Below are 1,355 nucleotides of genomic sequence, written 5' to 3' on the forward strand. Positions count from 1 at the left end.
GCGCCGGGTCGACCGGCCTCGCCTGCCGGGCCGGGCGGACCCGCTTCACCCGCGGGGCCAGGTCGACCGGTTTCACCGGCCGCGCCGGGCGGGCCGGCCTCACCTGCGGGACCCTGTGGACCGATCTCGCCTGCGGCGCCGGGCGGGCCAGCTTCACCCGCCGGGCCCGGTCGACCGGTGTCACCCGCGGCGCCTTGCGGGCCAGCGTCACCCGCCGGACCCCGTGGACCGATCTCGCCTGCGGGGCCAGGCGGACCCGCTTCACCCGCCGGGCCAGGTCGACCGGCGTCACCCGCCGCGCCGGGCGGGCCGGCGTCACCTACCGGACCCTGTGGACCGATCTCGCCTGTGGCGCCGGGCGGGCCTGCTTCGCCTGCCGGGCCGGGTGGACCCGCGTCACCCGCCGGGCCGGCCGGACCCACCTCGCCAGTCGCGCCGGGCGGGCCGGCGTCGCCCGTCGCGCCCCTTTCACCGGTGGCGCCGTCCGCGCCAGGCGCTCCGGGTGGGCCGGCTTCTCCGGGCGGGCCAGCGGCACCGTCGGCACCCGCAGGCCCGGTCGGGCCGGCGGGGCCTGCGGTGCCCGTGCTGCCTTCGCCGTCATAGCGCCAGCGGCCGGCGTCGTCCTGGTAGAACTCGCCGCTGTGGCCATGGCCGGCGGGCACCAGCCAGAGGGCCGATGCCTGGGTCACGGTGGCACCGGCCTCGGCCCGGTCGATGCGACCGATCGCGATGGCGTCCGGCGGCACCGCCGCCTCCAGGCCTTGCAGCGTCACCCGTGTCTGCGTGCGCACCAGCGTGGGCTGTTCGTCCAGGCGCAGCGTCGGCTCGTCGGTGTTCTCGCCGGCCACCACCACGGCCCACGGGCCGCCGCCTTCGGGCAGCGTCAGCGGCAGCTCGGTCGCCAGCTCCAGCCGCACGCCGGCGGCGGTGAAGGCGACGCCGGGCGACAGCGTCATGCCGCCCTCGCCAGCGCTCAGCCGCAAGCCCCAGGCGATGCGGCCCAGGCCCAGCGCGGTGCGCAGGTCCTGCACCGCCTGGGCCAGGGTCTGCTGGAGGTGCGTGAGGTGCGCCGGCACCACGCGCATGCCGTCGCGGAACAAGGTGTTGGCATCGGTGGTCATGGCTTCTGGTAGTAGACGGTGGCAGCGTTGATGGTCACCTGCCCGGCGGTGTGCAGGCGCAGCCGCAGCTGCAGCGCGTTGCCGGCGATCTCGCCGCGCGCTGCGGTGGCGGCGATGGTGGGCGTCAGCGTCACGGTGCCGGTGGAGGCCGACGGCGTGACGCCCGCCGCCACCTGCGGCGCGCCGCTGCCGGCCAGCAGCGGCACCACGGCCGGGCGCAGGTCGTCGCTGCGC

At 77.9% G+C, this 1,355-nt stretch carries 1 protein-coding gene and 1 pseudogene; both read right to left on the minus strand.

Annotation, left to right across the window (positions count from 1 at the left end; genetic code table 11):
* Window positions 1-1,121, minus strand: a pseudogene (locus tag ACXRVZ_RS27580) (hypothetical protein); the annotation flags it as partial.
* Window positions 1,118-1,355, minus strand: a 238-nt coding sequence (locus ACXRVZ_RS27585) for a hypothetical protein (RefSeq protein ID WP_458233127.1), incomplete at its 5' end; no start/stop codon positions are given. The gene ACXRVZ_RS27585 and the pseudogene ACXRVZ_RS27580, both read right to left, overlap by 4 nt.

The sequence above is a fragment of the Roseateles sp. P5_E8 genome, assembly GCF_054177665.1.